21 protein-coding genes and 2 pseudogenes are annotated in these 23,498 nt (G+C 57.0%); 12 read left to right on the forward strand and 11 right to left on the reverse strand.

The features are described 5' to 3' along the window. Positions 1-51 precede the first annotated feature (51 nt). Positions 52-288 (reverse strand): DUF1127 domain-containing protein, encoded by a 237-nt coding sequence (locus CKW31_RS11875; protein WP_371856726.1) that lies wholly within the window; start codon positions 286-288, stop codon positions 52-54. Between the two features lie 67 nt (positions 289-355). Here CKW31_RS11875 and CKW31_RS11880 point away from each other — a divergent pair, with 67 nt between their 5' ends. Further along, positions 356-1,237 carry a LysR substrate-binding domain-containing protein gene (locus CKW31_RS11880; protein WP_371856727.1) on the forward strand — a complete coding sequence of 294 codons (882 nt, stop codon included), beginning with the start codon at positions 356-358 and terminating at the stop codon, positions 1,235-1,237. On the opposite strand, the gene CKW31_RS11885 is transcribed toward CKW31_RS11880, so the two are convergent. Further along, entirely contained in the window at positions 1,227-1,973 is a 747-nt protein-coding gene (locus tag CKW31_RS11885; RefSeq protein ID WP_176469871.1) for a sulfite exporter TauE/SafE family protein, read from the reverse strand. The genes CKW31_RS11880 and CKW31_RS11885 overlap by 11 nt on opposite strands. 204 nt (positions 1,974-2,177) lie before the next feature. Here CKW31_RS11885 and CKW31_RS11890 point away from each other — a divergent pair, with 204 nt between their 5' ends. After that, complete coding sequence (locus CKW31_RS11890) at positions 2,178-2,645, forward strand: MarR family winged helix-turn-helix transcriptional regulator (protein ID WP_095094762.1); 468 nt, start codon at positions 2,178-2,180, stop codon at positions 2,643-2,645. A 433-nt stretch (positions 2,646-3,078) separates the two neighbouring features. Then, positions 3,079-3,498 (forward strand): organic hydroperoxide resistance protein, encoded by a 420-nt coding sequence (locus CKW31_RS11895; protein ID WP_095094764.1) that lies wholly within the window; start codon positions 3,079-3,081, stop codon positions 3,496-3,498. A 213-nt stretch (positions 3,499-3,711) separates the two neighbouring features. Here CKW31_RS11895 and CKW31_RS11900 read toward each other — a convergent pair whose 3' ends face one another. Together CKW31_RS11900 and earP are read right to left on the reverse strand one after the other, a co-directional pair. After that, a complete protein-coding gene (locus tag CKW31_RS11900; protein ID WP_027900557.1) occupies positions 3,712-4,281 on the reverse strand; it encodes an elongation factor P in 570 nt (189 codons plus the stop codon). 97 nt (positions 4,282-4,378) lie between these two features. Beyond that, positions 4,379-5,524: an elongation factor P maturation arginine rhamnosyltransferase EarP gene (earP, locus tag CKW31_RS11905; RefSeq protein ID WP_095094766.1), complete on the reverse strand. Its 1,146-nt coding sequence runs from the start codon at positions 5,522-5,524 to the stop codon at positions 4,379-4,381. A 118-nt stretch (positions 5,525-5,642) separates the two neighbouring features. On the opposite strand from earP, the gene CKW31_RS11910 reads away from it, so the two are divergent. The 5 genes from CKW31_RS11910 (at position 5,643) to dkgB (ending at position 8,750) form a co-directional block, all read left to right on the forward strand. After that, positions 5,643-6,041, forward strand: a complete 399-nt coding sequence (locus tag CKW31_RS11910; RefSeq protein ID WP_095095175.1) for a hypothetical protein — start codon at positions 5,643-5,645, stop codon at positions 6,039-6,041. A gap of 3 nt (positions 6,042-6,044) precedes the next feature. Continuing rightward, positions 6,045-6,527, forward strand: a complete 483-nt coding sequence (locus CKW31_RS11915) for a GreA/GreB family elongation factor (protein WP_095094768.1) — start codon at positions 6,045-6,047, stop codon at positions 6,525-6,527. Positions 6,528-6,649: 122 nt separating this feature from the next. Next, entirely contained in the window at positions 6,650-6,847 is a 198-nt protein-coding gene (locus tag CKW31_RS11920; protein WP_095094770.1) for a hypothetical protein, read from the forward strand. 260 nt (positions 6,848-7,107) lie between these two features. Beyond that, positions 7,108-7,662 (forward strand): DUF1003 domain-containing protein, encoded by a 555-nt coding sequence (locus CKW31_RS11925; protein WP_095094772.1) that lies wholly within the window; start codon positions 7,108-7,110, stop codon positions 7,660-7,662. Between the two features lie 284 nt (positions 7,663-7,946). Next, on the forward strand, positions 7,947-8,750 hold the full coding sequence (gene dkgB, locus CKW31_RS11930; protein ID WP_095094774.1) for a 2,5-didehydrogluconate reductase DkgB: 804 nt from the start codon (positions 7,947-7,949) through the stop codon (positions 8,748-8,750). Between the two features lie 418 nt (positions 8,751-9,168). On the opposite strand, the gene CKW31_RS11935 is transcribed toward dkgB, so the two are convergent. Both CKW31_RS11935 and CKW31_RS11940 read right to left on the reverse strand, forming a co-directional pair. Next, the gene (locus tag CKW31_RS11935; protein WP_095094776.1) at positions 9,169-10,506 is read right to left on the reverse strand and encodes a lysine N(6)-hydroxylase/L-ornithine N(5)-oxygenase family protein; all 1,338 of its coding nucleotides are present in this window, start codon (positions 10,504-10,506) and stop codon (positions 9,169-9,171) included. Between the two features lie 245 nt (positions 10,507-10,751). Continuing rightward, positions 10,752-12,626: an MFS transporter gene (locus tag CKW31_RS11940; RefSeq protein WP_095094778.1), complete on the reverse strand. Its 1,875-nt coding sequence runs from the start codon at positions 12,624-12,626 to the stop codon at positions 10,752-10,754. A gap of 428 nt (positions 12,627-13,054) precedes the next feature. On the opposite strand from CKW31_RS11940, the gene CKW31_RS11945 reads away from it, so the two are divergent. Further along, positions 13,055-16,528: a PAS domain-containing hybrid sensor histidine kinase/response regulator gene (locus CKW31_RS11945; protein WP_095095178.1), complete on the forward strand. Its 3,474-nt coding sequence runs from the start codon at positions 13,055-13,057 to the stop codon at positions 16,526-16,528. A gap of 100 nt (positions 16,529-16,628) precedes the next feature. Here the strand turns inward: CKW31_RS11945 and CKW31_RS30050 are convergent. Both CKW31_RS30050 and CKW31_RS11950 read right to left on the reverse strand, forming a co-directional pair. Further along, positions 16,629-16,742, reverse strand: a pseudogene (locus tag CKW31_RS30050) (hypothetical protein); the annotation flags it as partial. Continuing rightward, positions 16,706-16,921 (reverse strand): thioesterase domain-containing protein, encoded by a 216-nt coding sequence (locus CKW31_RS11950; RefSeq protein ID WP_095094780.1) that lies wholly within the window; start codon positions 16,919-16,921, stop codon positions 16,706-16,708. The pseudogene CKW31_RS30050 and the gene CKW31_RS11950, both read right to left, overlap by 37 nt. 231 nt (positions 16,922-17,152) lie before the next feature. Here CKW31_RS11950 and CKW31_RS11955 point away from each other — a divergent pair, with 231 nt between their 5' ends. Beyond that, positions 17,153-17,698: an RNA polymerase factor sigma-70 gene (locus CKW31_RS11955; RefSeq protein WP_027900543.1), complete on the forward strand. Its 546-nt coding sequence runs from the start codon at positions 17,153-17,155 to the stop codon at positions 17,696-17,698. Between the two features lie 109 nt (positions 17,699-17,807). On the opposite strand, the pseudogene CKW31_RS11960 reads toward CKW31_RS11955, so the two are convergent. Continuing rightward, positions 17,808-18,392, reverse strand: a pseudogene (locus tag CKW31_RS11960) (GNAT family N-acetyltransferase); the annotation flags it as partial. A 1,152-nt stretch (positions 18,393-19,544) separates the two neighbouring features. Here CKW31_RS11960 and CKW31_RS11965 point away from each other — a divergent pair. Then, positions 19,545-20,108, forward strand: a complete 564-nt coding sequence (locus CKW31_RS11965; protein WP_095094784.1) for a TetR/AcrR family transcriptional regulator — start codon at positions 19,545-19,547, stop codon at positions 20,106-20,108. Here the strand turns inward: CKW31_RS11965 and fabF are convergent, their stop codons facing one another. Together fabF and CKW31_RS11975 are read right to left on the reverse strand one after the other, a co-directional pair. Beyond that, positions 20,109-21,389, reverse strand: coding sequence for a beta-ketoacyl-ACP synthase II (gene fabF, locus CKW31_RS11970; RefSeq protein ID WP_256582589.1), 1,281 nt, complete (start codon positions 21,387-21,389; stop codon positions 20,109-20,111). Positions 21,390-21,641: 252 nt separating this feature from the next. Continuing rightward, entirely contained in the window at positions 21,642-21,974 is a 333-nt protein-coding gene (locus CKW31_RS11975) for a helix-hairpin-helix domain-containing protein (RefSeq protein ID WP_095094788.1), read from the reverse strand. Positions 21,975-22,495: 521 nt separating this feature from the next. On the opposite strand from CKW31_RS11975, the gene pseB reads away from it, so the two are divergent. Beyond that, positions 22,496-23,497: a UDP-N-acetylglucosamine 4,6-dehydratase (inverting) gene (gene pseB / locus CKW31_RS11980; protein ID WP_095094790.1), complete on the forward strand. Its 1,002-nt coding sequence runs from the start codon at positions 22,496-22,498 to the stop codon at positions 23,495-23,497. Position 23,498 lies beyond the last annotated feature (1 nt).

A 23,498-nucleotide genomic window follows, 5' to 3' on the forward strand; every position in this document is an offset into this window, starting at 1 on the left:
CACCGCCATCGCAGCCTTCGGCAGCTCCTACAAATGCTACAGCCACCAACATCAGCGCTTCATCGGGTCCTTCCAGAAGTGCTGCTCGGCTTCCCGATAGACATCCGCACGGCTCAAACCAAGATCCTTCAAAGCTGCGTCACTCAAGCTCGCCAATTGCCTACGCTGGCGATGCAGCTCTGACCAACGGGAAGCGTGTCTCCTGATGGACCTGAGCAGGCGCTCGAACCAGGAATCACGGGACCGGGTTTTCAGTACCAGCACATAACCTTTTTGACCTTTCATCATCTTGCCCTCCATGTGGGATGGCTAGAGTCTCGCGCCAGCGTTAAGATCAATCCAACGAATGTTTCTTATGCGCCCCATATGGGAGATTGATGTATTGGCCAGTTATCCGAGCATCGACACGGAGCTCCTGCGCACCTTTGTGGCCATCGCCGATCACGGTGGGTTTACCCGAGCAGGCGAAGTGGTGAACCGCACCCAGTCGGCCGTCAGCATGCAGATGAAGCGTCTGGAGGAGGATTTGATCCAGCGCCCCCTCTTCCAGAAGGATGGACGCACCGTCAGCCTGACGATTGAGGGGCAAGTGCTACTGGGTTATGCCCGGCGGATCCTGAAGCTGCATGGAGAGGTCTTCAACACCCTGCGCGAGCCGCATATGGTGGGCGTGGTGAAGATTGGCTCACCGGACGATTACGTCATGCGTTTTTTGCCCGGCATTCTCCAGCGTTTCGCACAGGCCTATCCGTTGGTGCAGATTGAAGTGCACTGCGAACCCTCCAGACAATTGCTCCTGCGTCAGGATCTGGACCTGAGTATCGTCACCCGCGAACCCGGCACCGAGATCGGCCAAATCCTGCGTCAGGAGCGATTCGTCTGGATGGTCGCTCAAGGCTTTTATCCTCATGAACAAAATCCGGTGCCTTTGGCGATGTTCAACACCGACTGTTTTTGCCGGACGTGGGCCTGCAATGCCCTGGACACCATGCAGCGCGATTACCGGATTGCCTACACCAGTGCGAGTCTGGCGGCTATCAGCGCGGTGGTGACAGCCGGCCTGGCCGTGACCGCCCAACTGGAAAGTCTGCTGACCCCGGATTTACGCATTATCGGCGAGGCAGAACAGATGCCCCAGCTACCACTGGCGAGCATCGTCCTGCTGCGTAATCCGAAAAATCCTTCACCGATCACTGAATGCCTGGCCGAACACATCGCCGAAGGCTTCAGGCTTTAAAAGCCAGGATCACCGCACAGACCACCAAAAAGCCGCAGAACAACGAGCGCAGCAAACGCTCGGGCAGCGAGTGCGCCAGCTTGACGCCCCAACTGATGCTGGCCAGCCCACCCACAGCCAGGGGAATGCCCATGCTCCAATTGACGTGGTCATGCAGCGCGTAGGTAAACAGGGTGATGGCAGTACTCGGGGCAGCCAGCGCCAACGCAAGACCTTGAGCAACCACTTGGCTAGCACCAAAAAAACTGGTCAGAATCGGCGTCGCAATCACCCCGCCACCGACGCCGAACAGGCCTCCGGTGACGCCCGACCCCATCCCCAGCAACCAGAGCCGGTTGACGTGGCGCAAGCCGGTACTGGCGTGATGTTTGCGCCAGAACATCTGCGCGAGATTGAAGACCGTGAGCAAAATCAGAAAGGCAATGAACGCCACACGCATGTGCTGTGGATCAAGGCGTACCGCCCACAACGATGTCAGCCACGCCAGACAGAAACTCGGGATGATCAACATCATGGCGTTGCGCATGGAAATGCGATTGCGCTGGTTGTAACGCCACAGCGCCAACAGCACGTTGGGCAATACCATCAACAAAGCGGTGCCTTGGGCCAGCTGTTGATCAAGCCCGAACAGCACGCCTAGAGCGGGAATCGCAACCAGGCCACCGCCAATACCGAACAACCCACCCAGAGTGCCCATGGCGGCACCCAACGCTACGAACATCACCACTTCAATCACGCCGCAATCCCTTCTCAAACAATGCGCGCATGCTACGCAGTCTGGCTGCTCAGGCAAATAACCGATGTGCGCTATCACCCAGGTTTCATGCCCGCGATCGCGAGCCATCGCTGGCTGCATGCAGCGACTGCCGGAATTTATCTGGCGCATCAAAGATCACGGCACTAAATTGTCGGCATGACACACGCAAAAGAGGAACACCCCATGAGCGCTGACGCCAGCTCCACTGCCGACAGTAACTGCCAAGCGTTGCAGCTCGACAACCAACTGTGTTTCGCCCTCTACTCCACGTCCTTGCTGATGACCAAGGTCTACAAACCATTGCTGCAGGCGCTGGGCCTGACGTATCCGCAGTATCTGGCGATGATGGTGCTCTGGGAACAGGACGGCTTGACCGTTGGCGACGTCAGCACCCGGTTGCTGACAGATCCGGGCTCGCTGACGCCGCTGCTCAAGCGCCTGGAAGGTGAAGGTCTGATCAGCCGTACCCGCAGCAAGGAAGACGAACGTGTGGTGCTGCTGCACCTGACCAAGCAAGGCCGGGCCTTGCAGCAAAAAGCCCTGACTGTCCCCGGCTGCATCTTGTCCGCCAGCGGCCTGGAGATTGAACAACTGCAAGCGTTGCAAGGTGAGCTGCTCAAGCTTCGCGAGAATCTGCAGGGCAGTGTTTAAGGACGTTTCCCTCTGGCTGGCCAACCATTTGATGCAATTTCTGCAGGATTCATTTCAATTCAGCGGTCTGCATGCAGTTTGATAAGAGTTTGCCCGGTCTCCCTGACACTATGCTGTCGCGCAGCAAACTGGGACCTGTAGGAGCGCGCTTGCCCGCGATTCGGTCTGTGAGTCGATAAATATATCGTCTGTGCTGGCGCAATCGCGGGCAAGCGCGCTCCTACAGACAAAATCATTCCAAATCAGTTAGTTATATCCGTTTGACAAGAGCGAGCCTGAATCCAGATTTAAAATTCAAAATATTATCTTGCGCGCAAACTATTTGCGCGATACATTTATTTCGTACCCGTTAGCGCATACCTTTCCAGCGCAAACAGACAAGCTTTGAACGACCCGATCACTACGATTTCCCGATCTTGAATGAGGTGACACCATGGATACGCTTTACACTGGCATCGCAACTGCAACCGGCGGCCGTGATGGTCGTGCTGTTTCCAGCGACAACATCCTCGACGTGAAACTCTCCACGCCAAAAGAACTGGGCGGCGCAGGTGGTGCAGCCACCAACCCTGAGCAACTGTTCGCTGCCGGTTACTCGGCCTGCTTCATCGGCGCGCTGAAATTCGTCGCCGGTCAAAGCAAGCGCAGCATCCCGGCTGACGCCTCGATCACGACCCATGTCGGCATTGGTCAGATTCCTGGTGGTTTCGGTCTGGATATCGACCTGAACATCAACCTGCCGGGTCTGGAACAAGCTGATGCCGAGCAACTGGTTGAAGCCGCTCACCAAGTGTGCCCGTACTCGAACGCTACTCGTGGCAACGTTGATGTGCGTCTGCACGTAACCGTGTAATCGTAACGGGTCCCGTTGCCGCCACTTGGCCGAAACCCGTAGGAGCGAATTCATTCGCGAAGAGGCCAGTACAGCCGACACGTTTCTGTTGGCTAATACATAGCTTTCGCGAATGAATTCGCTCCCGCAAGGGCAGCCATGTTCGTTCGACAAGCGCCCACAAAAAAGCCCGCATCTCTGCGGGCTTTTTTGTGGAAGCAGTAAAAGCTGTGCTTATTTAGCACGGCCTTTGTAGGAACCGCCTTCACGGGTATCGATTTCGATGCGGTCACCGATTTCGATGAAATCAGCAACCTGCAGTTCGGTACCGTTGGCCAGCTTGGCAGGCTTCATCACCTTGCCGGAAGTGTCGCCACGAGCCGAACCTTCGGTGTAGTCAACGACGCGAACGATGGTGGTCGGCAGCTCTACGGAAACCAGACGCTCTTCGAAGAAGATCGCTTCGCAAACGTCGGTCATGCCTTCTTCCACGAATGGCAGAACGGCTTCGATGTCTTCAGCGTTCAGCTCGTACATGGTGTAGTCAGTGGTGTCCATGAACGTGTAGGTGTCGCCGCTGATGAAGGACAGGGTCGCTTCTTTGCGGTCGAGGATTACGTCGTCCAGTTTGTCGTCAGCGCTGTAAACGATCTCGGTCTTGTAACCGGTCAGCAGGTTTTTCAGCTTGGTCTTCATGATGGCGCTGTTACGACCGGACTTGGTGAATTCAGCTTTCTGAACCAGCCAAGGGTCATTTTCAAGACGAATCACGGTACCGGGTTTGAGTTCTTTACCAGTTTTCATTGCGTATATCCGAATTTGGATGGAATTTGCCGAGGCTCTGTACGAGAAACCGCTTCGCGCGTGTCACGCGAAGGTCTTTTTCGTACAGAGCCTAATCTCAAGGCCGCGTATCATACGAAACTCCACAAAACAGTACCAGCGCCGTCGCAAGATCAGCATGGGAAGCTTGTTGCAGACACCAGCTTTCAGCGTGCTCCGTGATCTCTGGCCAGTGCTCAAGCAGCGCTTGCCAGCTTTCAGCGCCCTTCTCCCCCGCATTCCAGCTGCGCCAGAAACCGCTCAATGCCTGTGCAGCCTCGTGCGAGAGCCCTGCAAGGTAATGTTCCAGAAAGGCATCGAGCTTGACCCAGTGAGCGTCATCCTCTTGCTCATAAATGTGCCAGAGCAACGGCCGCCCCGCCCATTGCGCTCTTACGAAAGAGTCTTCGCCGCGTACCACGTTGAAATCACAGGACCACAAAAGACGGTCGTAATCCTCCTGTCTGACGAACGGCAGTACCTGAACCGTCAACGCCCCGCGCGTTTCCTGTGCCCCAGCCTGAAGCGAGTCGACGCCAAGCCAGCGTTGCAGATCTCCCAGAATGCGGCCTTCCGGTACCAATAAGTGGCTCGCCTTGCTGTCGGTCGCCAACGCGTCGAGCCAGGCGCCGATGCCTGGGTTCTCGTAGGCAAATACCGAGATCAATCGCGTGCCATCGTCAGGGGTAACCCCAAGCCCTTGCAGGAAATGGCTGCGCTCTGCTCTGTTCTGCTGAAACCCTTGACGTGTGGCAAGCAGCTCGCGCTCTTGCAACAACCCACCAGTGGTCGGAACAAAGCCCGGAAAGAAAAAGAATTTGCGCAAACCGTTGGATTGCACCGAGGGAAGGCCATGGCAACCGCTCACCCAATCCTCAGCACTGAGGTATTCCAGATTGATCCATACCGGACGCGGCGAACTTTGTGCAATGGCATCCACGTAATCGGGCGGCAGACGGCAGGCGAACGCTTCGATGATTACATCGGCAACCTCGGTGGGCTGCCAGTCTTCAGGCCAGTGATGGACACTGACCCCTTCCCGCCACTGCTGCGCGGCCGAGGCATCAGCGCCGGGGCACAGGCGCACGAAGGCAGCCAGATCATCGACCCACAGGCGCACCTTCAGACCATGCTCGGCCACCAGTTGCCGGGCCAGACGCCAGGTCACGCCGATGTCACCGTAGTTGTCGACGACGCTGCAAAAAATGTCCCAAGAGGCTTTCATGTCCGGCTCCCTGAGGCTGGATGATAAAAAACGCCGATTGTCCTTCAGACAACCGGCATTCACCAGCCTCTGCTCATGGCACAATCGCAGCATCTGCAGTCAACGCCGAGATCCTGCCATGCCTACTCAACACCGCCGCGAGCTGAATGTTTCCCTTCATCCGTTGAAACTGATCGCCTGTATCGCCATCGGTATCTGGCTTGGTTTTGTCGCAGTAGCGCTGACCGGCATGCTGCTCTACAAAGCCTTGCCTGCGGCCGAGACCCAGGTAATCAATAACGCCGCCGCACAACTGAGCGCGCCGCCCGTCGAGAAACCTGCGCCCGCTGCGGAAAAAACCATGTTCGAAAAGTATGAGCAAAGCCTGCGGGAAAGTGAGGCTCGCCAAGCGTGGGAACAGGCTCAGGAACAACAGCAAAGAAACTTCAACGGCCCCAAATGCAACTTCTGGATGCAGCAGGACCGCACCGCTCCCAGCGAAAAAAGCCGCGCCAATGTCATCCAGTTCTGCGGATAAACCATGAACAAGCAAGACGTGTTGCATCTGATCATCGACAAATTAGAGGTGGACCTGGATATCGCCCAGCGCGCTGCGCAGACCGCCTATGAAACCGCGACCCACGAAGAAAACATCGCCGAAAACAAATACGACACGCTGGGGCTGGAAGCCTCTTATCTGGCGGCGGGTCAGGCGCGGCGAGTAGAAGAAATTCGCCAGTCGCTGATGCTCTATCAAAAGCTGACGCTTGCGCCATTCAACGAGGACAAAGGTATTCAGCCCGGCGACCTGATCACATTAGAAAATCACCTGGGTGTTGAGCAGCATCTGTTTCTGGGACCCGATGCCGCTGGTCTGAAGATTCAATACAGCGAGCACGCCATTACGGTGATTACCGCCCGTGCGCCATTGGGCCAGAGCCTGCTGGGTAAACAGGCGGGCGATGAGCTGGAAATTCGCGTCAATAGCAGCAGCCAAACCTTCGAAGTCACGCAGATAGTGTGACCGGCTATTCATTTGCAGGGTTGATCGCTCCAACTTTTTCTGGGTATGGTGGCTTCGTCGCCACATAAAGTGACCGGGACTACATAACCGGAAGCAAGGACTCACTAAGTAGGAGATATTTCATGACTAACGTCATTGCTTTCCCTGACGCCCATGAACGTGATCGCCTCAAGTCAAGTGACCACCCTGGGCTGAGATACCTGAACAAGAAAGAGCGACTGCTGATCGACCAGTTACGTAAGACCAGCCATGCAGGACGTCAGTACGTCTATGACTACGCAGCCATTATGTCGCTGTCCAAGCCCTTGCATCCGGATTGATTCCGCCCAGGCTCATAGGGGACGTAATCCTATGGGAGAGCCTATGCTTGCCCGCAGCTTATGACGTGGGACCGGTTTTAGCCGGGAAAGCGGCATTACTGACGACCCGTTTTCAGTGATGGTTCCGGCCTCTTCCCGGCTGAAGCCGGTCCCACGACATCACGCCAACAGCGGGACTGCATCTCCCGGCGAACCCATGACACCCCAATCCCGCGCAAGCGCCTATAGTGGGCGCACGTCCCGGTAATGTGGAAACCGTCATGAACCCCGCTGGATCTGAACACGACCACTCTGAACCACACACCACCGCCGAATCGGCCGTCAAAAAAACTGTCGATCATCTGCGTTTCCACAAGCACCACGCGCACCTTGCCAGTACGTTTGGCAACGATAGTTTTGCCCTCAAGGCGGAGGCCTTTGCCCGCTTCTTTGGCACGCCCGCGTTTCTCGGCGCGCAAACCGTCATTGTCTTGCTCTGGGTGATTTGTAATGCCACGGGCCTGACTCAATTCGATCTGTACCCGTTCATCCTGCTCAACCTGGCATTCAGCCTGCAATCGGCCTACGCCGCGCCGCTGATTCTGCTGGCTCAGACCCGCCAGTCGGCTCGGGATAAAGCCAACGCCGATGCCGACGCACAACACCGCGAAGATCTTGCAGCACAAATGCTCTCGTTGCTGGAACAGAACACTCGCCTCACCGAGCTGACCAAGTCGCTGACTGAACGCGTCGAGACGCTCACCTCGGACATGCATAAGCACTTTGTGAAACGCGACACCGTTGAAAGCGGCAAAAAGCCAATATTGGATATTTGAACGAAACCCTTGCTTGTAGGAGCTCACGAGCACCGCGAGGCAGCGATAGCGGAGTGTCAGACAAAACGCTATCGCTGCCTCGCGGTGCTCGTGAGCTCCTACAGATCCCGTGCGAATAAGCTAAATCTTGAACCCTCCACGCCTTCTACTGACCAATCTTACAAGCCCATTCGTGACGCACAGGCAAATATCCCTTTCCCGTTGCACTGTTTTTCTCCGCAGTCCGAGCCGGGATACTGAGCTCACGTCTTGTTTGTTTGAATCAATTTGAAGGAGCACCACACATGTCTATTCCAGCATTCGGCCTCGGTACTTTTCGCCTCAAGGATCAGGTGGTCATCGACTCGGTGACCAATGGCCTCGAACTCGGTTATCGGGTCATCGACACCGCTCAGATCTATGGCAACGAAGCCGAAGTCGGTAAAGCGATTGCCGACAGCGGCGTGCCTCGTGAAGAGTTGTTCATCACCACCAAGATCTGGACCGACAACTTCGCCGCAGACAAGCTGATCCCGAGCCTCAAGGAAAGCCTGGCGAAACTGAAGACTGATCATGTGGATCTGACGCTGATTCACTGGCCCTCACCAGAAGGCAAAGTCTCGGTCAAAGAATTCATGACCGCTCTGTTGGAGGCAAAGCAGCAGGGCCTGACCAAACAGATCGGCATTTCCAACTTCACGATTGCGCTGATGAAGGAAGCCATCGAAGTGGTGGGCGCCGAGAACATTGCCACCAACCAGATCGAGCTGCATCCGTACCTGCAAAACCGCAAGGTGGCTGATTTTGCCAAACAACACGGCATTCAGATCACGTCTTACATGACATTGGCGTACGGTGAAGTGCTGAAGGATCCAGTGATCGAACAGATCGCCAAACGCCACAATGCTTCGACCGCACAAGTGACGCTGGCCTGGGCGATGCAACTGGGTTATGCGGTGATCCCGTCGTCGACCAAACGCAGCAATCTGGAAAGCAACCTCAAGGCTCAGGATCTGAAACTGAGCGACGAAGAGATGGCACAGATCGCAGCGCTTGATCGCGGCCACCGCCTGACCAGCCCTGCCAGCCTTGCGCCTAAGTGGGATTGATCAGAACCTGACCTGGAATGCGATCCCTGTGGGAGCTAGCTGTCTCTGACACAACGCTATCGCGAAGCAAACACAGGCCTGTAGGAGCGCGCTTGCCCGGGATAGCGTCAGCACAGCCGATATATTTATTGGCTGACAGACCGTCATCGCGGGCAAGCGCACTCCTACAGGTTAAAAATCCTTAAATCAGTTAGTCGAATATTTTTTGATTGAAGCTACGGTGTCCATGTCACCGCGCTGTCTCGCGGTAAACATGCACCCTGCAGGAGTGAGCTTGCTCGCGATAGCGGTAGACCTGTTGAGGTATTACCGTCTGGCCTGACGCTATCGCGAGCAAGCTCACTTCTACAGAAGGCATTCCAAATCAGGTAATTGCAGGGGCCCCCACAAGTTCGGATTTCAATTCATTGAATGAGCATCACCCCACCGCCAGCAACCGCTCCAGCACTGACTGATCACGCCCAGCCCGCGCCACATCGGCGTACAGCGACTCGGCGATTTCATCGGCGCGGATTGGCAGCACCGACAACAAGGTGTCGCTCAACCCGTGGCTGGATTCACAGAAACCCTGCATGTAAATCGAAGCTTTGCAGCGGCTGTCGGTCTTGATCCGATAATCGCGACTCACCTCGAAATCCCCCAGGTACTCACTCAGTGGCTCCAGCAGATGACGGTGCAACTGACGCTCGTAGCCGGTGGCAAGAACCACGGCATCGTAGGTCTGAACACTGCTCTCACCGCTGGCGGCGAGATTACCCAGCGCCACTTCAACGCCATTGGCAGTCGCCCTGGCGCTCTGAACCGAGGTCAGGTTGCGGAATGCATGACGTGCGATGCCTGAGACTTTCTGGCGATATAACACGCCGTAGATGCGTTCGATCAGATCGATGTCCACCACTGAGTAATTAGTGCTGTGGTATTCGCGAATCATCTGTTCGCGCTGCTGGCCGTTCTGGCTGAACATCAAATCAGTGGATTTGGGAGAGAACACTTCGTTGACGAACGGACTGTCGTCGGCAGGCTTGAGTGCCGAGCCGCGCAGGATGATGTCCACCTGCACCGACGGGTAGCTGTCATTCAGGTCAATGAAAGCCTCGGCCGCACTCTGCCCGCCCCCCACAATCGCAATGCGCATCGGCTTCCCGTTGGCGCAGGCTTGCTGAGCCATGGATTGCAGATATTTTGAATGGTGAAACACTCGCGCGTCACCCTTCAGGTTGGAGAACGCCTCGGGAATGCGCGGTGTGCCGCCGGGGCTGACCACGACCGAACGGGTGGTGCGCACGTGATTCTGGCCTTGTGTATCACGGGAAATAACCCGCAACGCCTCGACCTGCTGTTTGTGCATGACCGGCTCGATGGCGGTGACTTCTTCGCCATAGCAGCTCTGCTCGTTGAACTGCGCAGCGACCCAGCGCAGGTAGTCGTTGTACTCCATCCGGCACGGGTAAAAGGTTCCGAGGTTGATGAAATCCACGAGGCGACCGTGCTGCTTGAGGTAGTTGACGAATGAAAACGGGCTGGTGGGATTGCGCAGCGTGACCAGATCCTTGAGGAAGGAAATCTGCAATTCGCTTTGGGTCACCAGCGTGTTGCCATGCCAGCGGTAATCGGCCTGTTTGTCGAGGAACAACGCATCCAGCACACCCTCCCGCTCGCCCCGCTCCTGCAGGGCAATTGCCAGTGCCAGATTGGATGGACCAAAACCGATACCGATCAAATCGTGAACCACGGCAGATGCAAGAGCCTGTGTCATTCCAGTGTCCTCGGGAGATGTTGCCCGCTCGTCAATCGATGGCCAGCAAGGTGGCCTGTTGCAGTAGGAAACGAGGACAGGGAAACAAAATTTAACGATTGACCGGACACTGCTGTCGCTCACGTCAATCTGCTGTAGGAGCTCACGAGCAACGCGAGGCAGCGATGGCGGTGTGTCTGATACACCGCCATCGCTGCCTCGCGTTGCTCGTAAGCTCCTACAGGGCTGGTTTCAAATGCGTGGGCTCAACGCAACTCCCCACGCAACAACGCCACCTGTCTGCGCGCCGCTGCCTGGGTCGATGCGTCACCGGTCAACGCTGGCCCGGCGACAACGGTCACCCTCGACCACAGGCGGCGGAACAATCTTTTGCCCGGCGCACGGCTGAAAAAACTGCCCCACAAGCCTTGCAGCGCCATCGGGATGACCGGCACAGGCGTCTGTTCAAGAATGAGCTTCATGCCACTTTTAAACTCATCAATCTCACCGTCGCGAGTCAACTTGCCTTCTGGAAAGATGCATACCAGCTCGCCTTCGCTCAGGTATTGGGCGATTTTTTTGAATGCCTGGTCGTAGATCTGCACGTCCTCACCACGCCCGGCAATGGGAATCGTCCCGGCAGTGCGGAAGATGAAGTTGAGCACCGGCAAGTTGTAGATCTTGTAGTACATGACAAAACGGATCGGCCGCCGCACCGCACCGCCGATCAACAGGGCATCAACGAAGGACACGTGATTACACACCAGCAATGCCGGGCCTTCGTCTGGAATATGATCGAGATTATCGTGCTTGACGCGGTACATGGAATGGCTGAGCAGCCAGATCATGAAGCGCATGGTGAACTCTGGAACAACCTTGAAGATGTACACGTTGACTGCGATGTTCATCAACGAGATGGCCAGAAACAGCTCCGGAATCGACAGCTTGGCCACGCTGAGCAGCAAGATCGACACAATCGCCGACACCACCATGAACAGCGCATTGAGAATGTTGTTGGCGGCGATGACCCGAGAGCGTTCGCTTTCCAGGGTGCGGGACTGAATCAGCGCATACAGCGGAACGATGTAGAAGCCACCGAAAATCCCGATGCCAAGAATGTCCAGCAGCACCCACCACGCCTGACTGAAACCCAGCACGCCCAGCCAGTCGTTGGCCATGACGTTCTGCGGCATTTGCCCGGAATGCCACCACAGCAACAGGCCGAACACCGTCAGGCCCATGGAGCCAAATGGCACCAGACCGATTTCCACCTTGCGCCCCGACAAGCGCTCGCAGAGCATCGAGCCGGTCGCGATACCGATGGAGAACACGGTCAGAATCAGCGTCACCACGGTTTCGTCGCCGTACAGCCACTCTTTGGCGTAAGACGGGATTTGCGTCAGGTAGATCGCACCGACGAACCAGAACCAAGAGTTACCGACAATCGAGCGCGACACCGCGGGCGTTTGTCCAAGACCCAGGCGCAAGGTGGCCCAGGTCTGAGTGAAAATATTCCATTCGATTTTCATCTGCGGCGTAACCGCAGCGGCTCGGGGGATGCTGTGGCTGGCGATGAAACCCAGGCACGCCGTCAACACCATCACACTGGCGACAAACATCTCGTAATGAGCGGTAGACATGATGATGCCGGCACAAATGGTCCCGGCCAGAATCGCCAGAAAGGTGCCCATTTCTACCAGTCCATTGCCGCCGACCAGCTCTTCTTCGCGCAGGTGTTGCGGCAGGATCGAATACTTCACGGGCCCGAACAGCGCCGAGTGGGTGCCCATGGCAAACAACGCCACCAGCATCAGCCACAGGTGCCCGAACAGGAACCCCACCGATCCCACCAGCATGATGCCGATCTCGGCCAGCTTGATCACACGGATCAACTTGTCCTTGGCGTACTTCTCACCAAACTGCCCGGCCAGTGCAGAGAACAGGAAGAACGGCAGGATGAACAGCAAGGCACACAGATTCACCCAGATCGAGCGATCACCGTCGATGTTCAGCTTGTAGAGAATGGCCAGAATCAGCGATTGCTTGAGGATGTTGTCGTTGAATGCCCCGAGGGACTGAGTGATGAAAAACGGCAGAAAACGACGCTTTCCAAGCAAATTGAACTGTGACTGATGGCTCATCGTCCGCGATCCTGAATGGCAACGGGCACATTGAAGACGTTACAAGACGTAATGTCGATAGGATGTTTCGGAATGTTGTGGATTTGGAGGTCAATTCAAGTTGCCACGCAAACAGAGGGAGATTTTATTTTTGCTCGCAAGCTGACGTGGGACCGGCTTTAGCCGGGAAGGCGATATGTCTGACGATAAAAATGTAGAGCCTGTACTGGCCTCTTCCCGGCTGAAGCCGGTCCCACGTCCATAAACAAATTCTGTGTGCGAGACTTGGTCTGGGCGGCATTCCGACAATTCAGGCGCTGTGGTTGCTCGCGATAAGCGCCCCAAGTCCCCACATCCACCCACTCTTCTCTTTCACGACTAAAGTCGCTCCTACTCTCCCGAACCTTCATGCGAGACTAACCAGCTTGTTCCTGAGGCTCTGAATGTCTATGTCGCTGTCCACCGGGCTGATTGCGGCCGTCGCCCTGGCTTATATGGCCGTCATGTTTGCCATCGCCTTTTACGGAGACCGGCGCAGCACTTCGCTGCCGCCCCGGCTGCGGGCGTGGGTGTATAGCCTGTCGCTGGCGGTGTATTGCACCAGTTGGACGTTCTTTGGCGCGGTCGGTCAGGCCGCCGAGCAGTTATGGTCGTTCCTGCCGATCTACCTGGGGCCTGTGGTGCTGATGCTGCTGGCACCCTGGGTGCTGCAGAAAATGGTGCTGATCAGCAAACAGGAAAACATCACTTCGATTGCCGACTTCATCGCCGCCCGATATGGCAAGTCGCAATCCCTGGCAGTAGTCGTTGCGCTGATCTGTCTGGTTGGGGTTTTGCCCTACATCGCCCTGCAACTCAAAGGTATCGTGCTCGGGGTGAACATCCTTATTGGTGCCGTCGCGGACGCCGCCGGAACCCGGGCGCAGGATACGGCGCTGATCGTTTCGCTGGTCCTCGCGCTGTTCACGATTGTCTTCGGCACGCGCAATCTGGACGTTACCGAGCACCACCGCGGCATGGTCATGGCGATTGCCTTCGAGGCGCTGGTCAAGCTGTTTGCTTTCATGGCAGTGGGCGCGTTCGTGACGTATGGCCTCTATGACGGCTTCGACGACCTGTTCAATCAGGCCCTGATCGCGCCAAGGCTTGAGGAATACTGGAAGGAAACCATCAACTGGCCATCGATGGTGGTGCAAACCGGCGTGGCGATGATGGCGATTGTCTGCCTGCCCCGACAGTTTCACGTCACTGTCGTAGAAAACATCGATCCGCAAGACCTGCGGCTGGCCAAGTGGGTGTTCCCGGCCTATCTGGTTCTCGCGGCACTGTTTGTTGTGCCCATCGCTCTCGCCGGGCAAATGCTCCTGCCCGACTCAGTGCTGCCGGACTCGTTCGTGATCAGCCTGCCACTGGCGACCACGCACCCTTCGCTGGCCTTGCTGGCGTTCATCGGCGGCGCCTCGGCGGCCACGGGCATGGTGATTGTGGCGAGTGTCGCGCTGTCGACGATGATCTCCAACGACATGCTGCTGCCGTGGCTGCTGAGCCGCAAAACCGCTGAGCGCCCGTTTGAGGCGTTTCGCCACTGGATGCTGTCGGTGCGCCGGGTCAGCATCGTTGTCATTCTGCTACTGGCCTACGTTTGCTATCGGCTACTGGGTTCGACTGCCAGTCTGGCAACCATCGGCCAGATCGCCTTTGCCGCCATCACGCAGTTATCGCCCGCGATGTTTGGCGCACTGTGGTGGAAGCAGGCCAACCGTCGGGGTGTTTTTGCCGGGTTGGGGGCCGGGATTTTCCTGTGGTTTTACACCTTGGTGCTGCCGATTTCCGCCGAAAGCCTCGGCTGGTCTCTAGACAGCTTTCCACTCCTGGCCTGGCTGCACAGCAATCCACTGGGGCTGCCGATTACGCCGCTGACCCAAGGCGTGGTGCTGTCGCTGGCGGGCAACTTCATTCTGTTTGGCTGGGTGTCGGTGATCTCCAAGACACGGGTTTCCGAGCACTGGCAGGCCGGGCGTTTCATCGGTCAGGACGCCAGTGTCAGCACCGGCAATCGACCGCTGCTGGCGGTACAGGTCGAGGACTTGCTGAACCTGTCCGCGCGTTTCGTGGGTGAAGAACGCGCCCGACAAAGCTTCATCCGCTTCGCCTATCGACAAGGCAAAGGCTTCAACCCAAACCAGAACGCCAACGGTGACTGGATCGCCCACACCGAGCGCCTGTTGGCCGGTGTGCTGGGTGCGTCATCGACCCGCGCCGTGGTGAAAGCCGCCATCGAAGGCCGCGACATGCAGCTCGAAGACGTGGTGCGCATCGCTGACGAAGCCTCCGAGGTGCTGCAGTTCAACCGCGCTCTCCTGCAAGGAGCCATTGAGAACATCACCCAGGGCATCAGCGTGGTCGATCAATCGCTGAAGCTGGTGGCGTGGAATCACCGTTATCTGGAGCTGTTCAATTATCCCGAGGGGCTGATCAGCATTGGCCGCCCGATTGCCGACATCATTCGCTACAACGCCGAACGCGGTCTGCTTGGCCCCGGCGAGGCGGAAGTTCACGTGGCCCGGCGTCTGCACTGGATGCGTCAGGGGCGCGCCCACACCTCGGAGCGGATGTTCCCCAATGGCCGGGTAATCGAGTTGATTGGCAACCCGATGCCAGGCGGCGGCTTTGTAATGAGCTTCACCGACATTACCGCCTTCCGCGATGCCGAGCATGCACTCAAGGGCGCGAATGAAAGCCTTGAACAACGGGTCGCCGAGCGTACCCATGAGCTCTCGCAACTGAACCTCGCGCTGACCGAAGCCAAGGGCACGGCCGAAGCGGCGAACCAGTCGAAAACCCGCTTTCTGGCAGCGGTCAGCCATGACTTGATGCAGCCATTGAATGCCGCCCGCCTGTTTTCTGCGGCGCTCTCCCATCAGGACGACGGTATGTCCGCCGAGGCTCAGCAACTGGTGCAGCATCTGGACAGCTCGCTGCGCTCGGCAGAAGACCTGATCAGCGACCTGCTGGACATTTCCCGCCTGGAAAACGGCAAGATCACCCCGGATCGTCAGCCTTTCGCGCTGAACACGTTGTTCGACACGTTGGGCGCAGAATTCAAGGCGCTGGCTCAGGAACAAGGCCTGGAATTCCGGGTAAGCGGTACCGCGCTGCGGGTCGACAGCGACATCAAGTTGCTGCGCCGCATCTTGCAGAACTTCCTGACCAATGCCTTCCGTTACGGCAAGGGCCCGATATTGTTGGGCGTACGCCGCCGTGGCACCTACCTGAGTCTGGAGGTCTGGGATCGTGGGCCGGGCATTCCGGAAGACAAGCGACGGGTGATTTTCGAAGAGTTCAAACGTCTGGACAGTCACCAGACCCGCGCCGAAAAAGGACTGGGACTGGGCCTGGCGATTGCTGATGGTCTGTGTCGCGTACTGGGCCACACCTTGCAAGTGCGTTCATGGCCGGGCAAAGGCAGTGTGTTCAGTGTGTGCGTGCCACTGGCTCAGCATCAGACGGTTCCGGCCAACATTGTCCCCGACGCGAACCGCACTGCGCTGACCGGGACACAGGTGTTGTGCATTGATAATGAGGACAGCATTTTGATCGGCATGAACAGCTTGCTGACTCGCTGGGGGTGTCAGGTCTGGACCGCTCGCAGCCGTGAGGAATGTCAGGCACTGCTGGATGAAGGCGTACGCCCGCAACTGGCGTTGGTGGATTACCACCTGGACAATGGCGAGACCGGCACCGAGTTGATGGCCTGGTTGCGGACGCGCCTTGGCAAGCCGGTACCGGGCGTGGTGATCAGCGCCGACGGCCGCCCCGAACTGATCGCTCAAGTGCATGCTGCCGGGCTGGATTACCTGCCCAAGCCGGTCAAGCCCGCGGCGTTGCGGGCGCTGTTGAGTCGGCATGTGATGTTGGGATAAACGCGAAGCCCTGTAGGAGCTGCCGAAGGCTGCAATAGCGGTGTGTCATAGGCATCCATTCGCAGCCTTCGGCAGCGCCTACAGAAATGGACAACAGGGTTTAGGCCCTTTCCACCGCCGCAGCCAGGGCTTTGGCAAACCTTCTTGCGACCTCATTAACTTGCTCAGCGGTAATAATCAGCGGCGGCAGGAAGCGTACGACGCTGCCGTGGCGGCTATGGCCGACGCGAACAGACACAGCAGCGGCGGGACATCCAGCGCCAGCAACCCATAAGCCAGTTCATAACCGAGCAAACCGCCCAGACTATGACCGAACAACGCATACGGCTGGCCAGGGCTCTGTCGCAACTGGCGAGCAACCTCACCGGCCAACTGCGCGGCAAGCTGGTGCATAGCCGGGGCTGTCACCCAAGAAAACGGACGGAGGCGAGAAATAATTAGTAACGGCTAGACGGGCTGATCGCCAGACAGGGCAAGCGATGAAGCACAAAGCTATGAGAAAGGAATACCGATAGATATTTTTCTCATTTGACAATCATTATCATCCAGCCTAATTTGTTGCCCGGTGTGTAGGGGGCTTCCCTACGAAAGCTGCATCTGCCCAACTGCTGCAAGGTGATTTCCATGCCGGAACAACTATCCACAAGTACGTGCGATTCACCGCTACTCCAGGCGTTCGTCGAAAACCGCCTGATTCTGGTCAAGATTGCCGCCCGCATTACCGGCTGCCGATCACGGGCCGAAGACGTCGTACAGGACGCTTTCTTTCGATTGCAGTCCGCGCCGCAGATCACCTCGTCGATCAAGGCCCAGCTCAGTTACCTGTTTCAGATCGTGCGCAATCTGGCGATCGATCATTACCGCAAACAGGCGCTTGAGCAGAAGTACTCGGGCTCCGAGGAAGAAGGACTCAATGTGGTTATCCACGGCGCGTCCCCTGAAACCTCGCACATGAATTTCACCACCCTGGAAACCATTGCCGACGCCCTGACCGAACTGCCTAGCCGCACGCGTTATGCATTCGAGATGTACCGGCTGCACGGCGTCCCGCAGAAGGACATTGCCAAGGAGCTCGGTGTTTCGCCGACGCTGGTGAACTTCATGATCCGCGATGCCTTGGTGCATTGCCGCAAGGTTTCCCTTCAGGAAGCGCGCGCTGTCAGGCGCTAAACACTGAACCTGTAGGAGCTGCCGAAGGCTGCGAAAGCGTCTTCACTGACAACCGTCAATCGCAGCCTTCGGCAGCTCCTACAGGTAAGGTGATCGACGCAACCCCGCGTTAAAGCCACTCACACCGCTCAAAAAACCGCTGCCGATCCAGGGTCATCAGCGCTGCCCGCTTATGGGGAAAATCGAATTCCTTTTCCTTCTCGAACCCCTGCCCTTGCATGTAGGCAATCATCTTCCCGTTGTCGGCGCGCGGTTCTGATACCAGTCGCTGGGTGCGCTCATCATCGAGGAAAAGGTAATGCACCAGTGCGGAAAGCCAACTGGCGACTTTATGCGGACCCCGATGGCCTTCTTCGCCAACCAGCATGTGGATCCCGCGGTCGTAATCGCCTGGATTGCAGAACGGGGCGATGCGATCTTCCAGCGCCCAGTAGGCTTCAAAATAGGCAAATGGCTGGTCGTCGAAGCAGCCGATCAAGGTCAGGGTGTGAGGGTCGGCAGCCTGTTTTTCCAGGTACTCCCGGTGCTGCTCCAGCGACCCGCCCTCCTGCCAGAACTGCAGAACGCGGGGGTTGTTTTGCCAGCGATTGAAGCGTTCAAGGTCCAGATCGATTTCCAGGGCGCGCAGTGAAATCGAGGCGCCGAGACGGGCATCAAAACGTCGATAGACTTCGCCAACAGGCTTGGCCGGGCGAATCAACGGCATCGCCGTCGCGGATAATGACTGGGGCATGTTTGGGGCTCACGAATTAGGGCTGATTCAATGAGAAAACGTGCCCCGGGCGGGAAAATTTAATGCGAGGTTTCAATCAAGCACCTCAGGTTGAAACATGAAACGGTAGGAGCCAACTTGTTGGCGAGAAGGACTACGCGGTGTGTCAGGTGAATTTTCTCGCGAACAAGTTCGCTCCTACCGGGTGGTGGTGTTTATGCCGTTCGGGTAGGAGGCAACTTTTTGGCGAGAAGGGCTACGCGGTGTGTCAGGTGAATTTTCTCGCGAACAAGTTCGCTCCTACCGGGTGGCGCGGTGTTCATCCCGTTCGGGTAGGAGGCAACTTGTTGGCGAGAACGGTTACGCGGTGTGTCAGGTGAATTTTCTCGCGAACAAGTTCGCTCCTACCGGATAGCGCGGTGTTCACGCCGTTCGGGTAGGAGGCAACTTGTTGGCGAGAAGGGCTACGCGGTGTATCTGTTAAATCGTCTCGCGAACGAGTTCGCTCCTACCGGGTGGCGCGGTGTTCATGCCGTTCGGGTAGGAGCGCCAACTTGTTGGCGAGAAGGACCACGCGGTGTGTCTGTTGAATCGTCTCGCGAACGAGTTCGCTCCTACCGGCTGGCGCGGTGTTCACGCCGTTCGGGTAGGAGGCAACTTGTTGGCGAAAAGGAGCACGCGGTGTGTCTGCTGAATCGTCTCGCGAACGAGTTCGCTCCCACCGGTTGGCGCGGTGTTCATGCCGTTCGGGTAGGAGCCAACTTGTTGGCGAGAAGGGTTACGCAGTGTGTCAGGTGAATTTTCTCGCGAATGAGTTCGCTCCTACCGGGTGGCACGGTGTTCACGCCGTTCGGGTAGGAGGCAACTTGTTGGCGAGAAGGGTTACGCGGTGTGTCAGGTGAATTTTCTCGCGAACAAGTTCGCTCCTACCAGGTGGCACGGTGTTCATGCCGTTCGGGTAGGAGCGCCAACTTGTTGGCGAGAAGGGCTACGCGGTGTGTCAGTTGAATTGTCTCGCGAACAAGTTCGCTCCTACCGGTAGGCGCGACCGCTAAGGAAATTTACGATCCGCGCGCCCCTCATCCATGTAAAAATGTCGACCAACATATCAAGGCCCAGTGTCAGGAGGATTGCATGCGGTACGCGCACGACCACAAAGCCCAGACTCACGAACGCATTCTTCACGAAGCCTCGGCACGCTTTCGTCGCGACGGTATTGGTGCCACCGGGCTGCAGCCGCTGATGAAAGCATTGGGGCTGACCCATGGCGGCTTCTACGCGCATTTCAAATCCAAGGATGACCTGGTCGAAAACGCGATGCGCTGTGCGGCGGACGAAGCCAACGAACGCACCAGACAAGCCTTCGAACAAGAGAATGGGCTGAGCGCATTTATCGATATGTATTTGTCCGAAGGGCATCGCAATGCGCCCGAGAAAGGCTGCCCAATGCCGACCATGGCGTCGGAGCTCGGCCAGCGCGGCCAGCCCAGCCCGATCGCCGATGAACTGATCGAGTCGCGACTCGCCGCCCTGCAACACGCACTCGGCGGGCCGGATGCCGACGCGCAAAGCGTGGTGATGCTGTCCACTCTGGTTGGCGCTTTGATGCTGTCGCGCAGTACTCAGGATCCGGCTCTTTCAGCGCGAATCCTGCACACCACCCGTGAATGGTTGAAACAGCAGAACACCGAGTCCTGATCAATCCTGCCAGCGCTTGAACAACACGCTGGCATTGACGCCACCGAAGCCAAAACCGTTCGACAAGGCGTATTCGATGGCCATGGTCCGCGCTGCGCCGTGAACAATATCGAGACCGGCTGCGGCTTCATCAGGATTGTCGAAATTGAGGGTCGCCGGGGCGATTTGATCGCGAATCGCCAACGCCGTGAAAATGGCTTCGATCCCACCCGCAGCGCCCAACAAATGCCCGGTCGCCGATTTGGTCGAGGTCACTGCGATGGAGTGTTGATCGCCAAACAGTGCCTTGATGGCCGCCATCTCCCCTTTGTCGCCGACCGGCGTGGAAGTGGCATGAGCATTCAGATGCTGAATGTGTTCTGGCTGGATCCCCGCCTGGCGAATCGCCGCGCCCATGGCCCTCTGAGCACCACTGCCATCTTCCGGCCCGGCCGTCAGGTGATAAGCGTCGGCACTGGTGCCATAACCCACCAGTTCGACGATGGGTTTCGCGCCCCGGGCAAGGGCATGTTCCAGCGATTCAATCACCAGAATCCCGGCGCCCTCGCCCATCACAAAACCGTCGCGATCACGATCAAAGGGACGCGAAGCACGCTCGGGCGTTTCATTGAAGCCACTGGACAGGGCACGAGCGGCAGCGAACCCCCCCAGGCTAACCCGATCGATTGCCGCCTCCGCCCCACCGCAAATAGCGATGTCGGCTTCACCACAGCGGATCATTCGCGCTGCATCGCCAATGGCTTGCACACCCGCGGCACAGGCCGTCACCGGCGCACCCAGCGGCCCTTTGAAACCATGTTGAATGGAAACATGACCCGCTGCCAGATTGACCAGAAACGAGGGAATCGTAAACGGGGACAAACGCCGCGGTCCACGGCTGTCGGTGGTGCGCACCGCATCGGCAATCGCCCCGAAACCACCAATCCCCGAGCCAATAATCGTCGCCGTTCGCTCCCTGGCCTCTTCGCTATCGGCTACCCAGCCAGCCTGCGCAATCGCCTCCTGGGCGGCAGCGAGGGCAAACAGGATGAAGCGATCCATTTTCTTTTGCTCTTTGGCGGGCACCGCGCTGTCCGCATCGAAACCGGCTTCAGGATCGTCAGCCATGAGTGGTACGCGCCCCCCGACCTTACCCGGCAGATCGGCAACGATTTCTTCACTCAACCGAACAATGCCGGAGCGCCCGGCCAGCAGGCGCTGCCACACGGCTTCGACGCCAGTGCCCAGAGGCGTAACCAGCCCCATCCCGGTCACGACAATTCGTGGGCCATTCCTGGTGATCTGTGCCTCAGCGCTCACGACTTGACGCCTTTCGCATGGGAAATGCTCATTTTTGAAATCTCCAGTCCACATTCCGGCTTTATATTAAACATGTAATTCAAAGCATTGTATGTCGACCAGCATTTGATATGTCAAGAGGCCCAAAGGAAGCGCAAGGATGTCGTTTGCCAGGTCTGGCAGCAGGAGGAGATGAAGCGGGGATGACAGGAAGGCCGGTCCTGGACCGGCCTGATCAGAAGGAATTAAAGGCGGTTACTCGACTGCGAGTCTGTCCCGATTCTTGTCCAGAAGGGCTTTGCCAATGCCTTTGACTTCAATCAACTCGTCCACCGAGGTGAACTCACCGTTGGCCTCGCGATAGGCGACGATGGCTTCAGCCTTACCCTTTCCGATGCCTGAGAGTTGCTTCTGCAGGGTTTCCGCTTCAGCAGTATTGATGTTGACCTTGGGTGCCATTTGGTCCTGCATGACGACCGCGGCCATGGGGGTATTCTTTTCCGAAGGCGTAACCGGCGCGGCGGTTACAGCAACCGAAGCACTGGTTAAAAACGCGAATAACAACGAGGAAAGAAAAGCTTTACGCATGTGGAACACTCCGTAACATCATGATTGAGTGCGACATTCCTTGAGTCGCCACTCAAACTTAGTTCAGGGTGTTGGGGTGTCAATCGAGGCAAGGGTGACCAGTTATTACACGAGCGAGCTGATAAGGTTTTCATTACACCCGCCACGCTAATCGGGTAACACGAGGCGACAAACTGCCTTTTTCGAACGCAACATAATTCACTGGATAAATGGTTTTTTGCAGGACTGGCCGGGCGGCGTTCCGCTTTAGCCGGGAGGAAGCCAGTACATTCGCCAGGTACCCTTCGCCAGACATAATCTCTTCCCGGCTAGAGCCGGTCTTACGGGTCTATGCCTGCGGGACGCTATAGAGGATTTTTCAAGGCCGAAAGCACAACCACGGTGGGACAAAAGTTGGCGACCGTGCAGAGTGCGATATGCTCTACTTCATCGCATTGGCACCCATGACGATCTGATCGCAAATGACTGCGCAATCAAATGTCAGGCCGAACACATCCAAGACTTCTTTTCAGGATAGATAGATGTTCAACGATAAGACCATTCTCATCACCGGTGGCACGGGGTCGTTCGGCAAAAAGTACGTTCAGACTATTTTGAGCCGCTACACGCCTAAGAAGTTGATCATATTTTCTCGCGACGAACTCAAGCAGTACGAAATGCAGCAGACCTTCAATGCTCCGTGCATGCGCTATTTCATTGGTGACGTGCGTGATAAGGAGCGCATGGTGCAAGCGATGCGGGGTGTTGATTTCGTTATTCATGCCGCGGCACTCAAGCAGGTGCCTGCCGCAGAATACAACCCGATGGAATGCATCAAGACCAACATTCATGGTGCTGAAAACGTCATTCATGCAGCGCTGGAGAATAATGTAGAGCGGGTGATTGCGTTATCCACCGACAAGGCTGCCAACCCGATCAATCTTTACGGTGCGACCAAGCTGGCGTCTGACAAACTTTTTGTCGCCGCCAACAATATGTCCGGGGGGCATCGCTGCCAGTTTTCAGTAGTCCGCTACGGCAACGTCGTCGGGTCGCGGGGTTCAGTTGTACCGTTCTTTGAGAAACTCATCGCTTCCGGCGCTGATTCTTTGCCGATTACCGACGCACGCATGACGCGCTTCTGGATCACGTTGCAACAGGGCGTGGATTTTGTGCTGAAGAACTTTGAACGCATGTATGGCGGTGAGATTTTTGTACCCAAGATTCCATCGGTGCGCATTACTGACCTCGCTGAAGCCATGGCGCCGGGTATGCCGCAAAAGGTTATCGGAATCCGTCCCGGCGAGAAGCTGCATGAAATCATGTGCCCTTCCGATGACTCGCACCTGACTCTGGAATTCGAAGATCATTACGTGCTGCGCCCGACCATCACATTCTACAGTCGCACTAACGACTTCACAGTTAACCAGTTGGGTGAAACCGGTGTGCCTGTGCAGCAAGGGTTTGAATACAATTCCGGGACAAATCCGCAGTTTCTCGATGTGGCTCAAGTTGCTCAGTTCAACAAGTCCGCCGAGGCCTGAA

The sequence above is a fragment of the Pseudomonas sp. Irchel 3A5 genome, assembly GCF_900187575.1.
GTDB lineage: Bacteria > Pseudomonadota > Gammaproteobacteria > Pseudomonadales > Pseudomonadaceae > Aquipseudomonas > Aquipseudomonas folii.